At 50.0% G+C, this 1052-nt stretch carries 1 protein-coding gene; it reads right to left on the minus strand.

All coding sequences use genetic code 11. The features are described from left to right. Nucleotides 1-1052: terminase TerL endonuclease subunit (locus U8U68_RS22825; protein WP_322204580.1), on the minus strand; the 1052-nt coding region annotated here is incomplete at both ends.

Consider the following 1052-nt stretch of genomic DNA (forward strand, 5'->3'; position numbering starts at 1 on the left):
CCGATTTCGTTATAGTATTTTTGCCGGACGGTCATTGCGTCGATCACGGACACAAAGCCGTCAATGCGCGCCCGCTGTTCGATTTTAACCGGACGGAACTTCCGCGTTTCCATGTTGTGTTTTAAGGCCACATTCAAAAAATGCGCCTTTAACAAGCTGTTATCCGCAATCTTGAAATTGCCATCAAGCAAAATGCCCTCAAATTCACGGATCACGCCTGCGAGATTTTCCCCTTGAAAAACGTCGTCCATGTGGAAGCCATAGGCTCGCATATCGTCAACAAGGTATTGCGCACTGTATCGGTCATAGCCTACTTTGAGAACGTATATTTCGTATTTTTCCTTCAACTCAACAAACCATTTATACACGTCCTTATAGTCAACGTAATTTTCGCCGGAAAGCGTTATAATACCCTTCTGCACGAATAGGGCATACGGCACGCCGTCAATCGCCGTTGCCCGCTCGACGCGGTTTGCAGGCATGAAGAACTGTGTAAACGCGTACAGTTTCCCGCCCCGCTCCACGATCACTGTTGCCGCCGTCAAGTCCGTTGTTTGCGAAAGGTCAATGCCGCCCACGGCATAGGTTTTCCGGAAGTCTGCAAGCGTGATTTCTGCCGCCGAACCCTCCACAATGTGCGCGTCAAGCCACGCAATAGAAGAATTCTGCTTGATATTGCAATATTTCGTCAGGAATTCGGCCTTTTTGCTTGCGGACATTTCCGCAACCGCTATTTCCTCGCGGAAGAAGTCTTCCGACACGGAAACGCCCATATTCGGGTTTGCCTTTTTCAGCTCTTCAATATCGTTCCAGCGTTCCACATCGTCAATCATGTACAGGAACGGCAAAAGGCGGCGTTCCTTGCTATTGCCCTTCAAGAAGGCCGTGGATCGCTTCATCAATTCATCAAAAATCCCGTCGTTTTCATATCCCGCCGTGCTGATTGACAGGATCAACGGTTGCCGCCGCGCGCCAAGCGCGGATTTCATAACTTCATACTGCTTCAACCCGCCGTCGCCGCGCCAGCTTGCCACTTCGTCATTGACAACCAA

The sequence above is a fragment of the Acutalibacter intestini genome (genome assembly GCF_034334985.1).
GTDB lineage: Bacteria > Bacillota > Clostridia > Oscillospirales > Acutalibacteraceae > Acutalibacter > Acutalibacter intestini.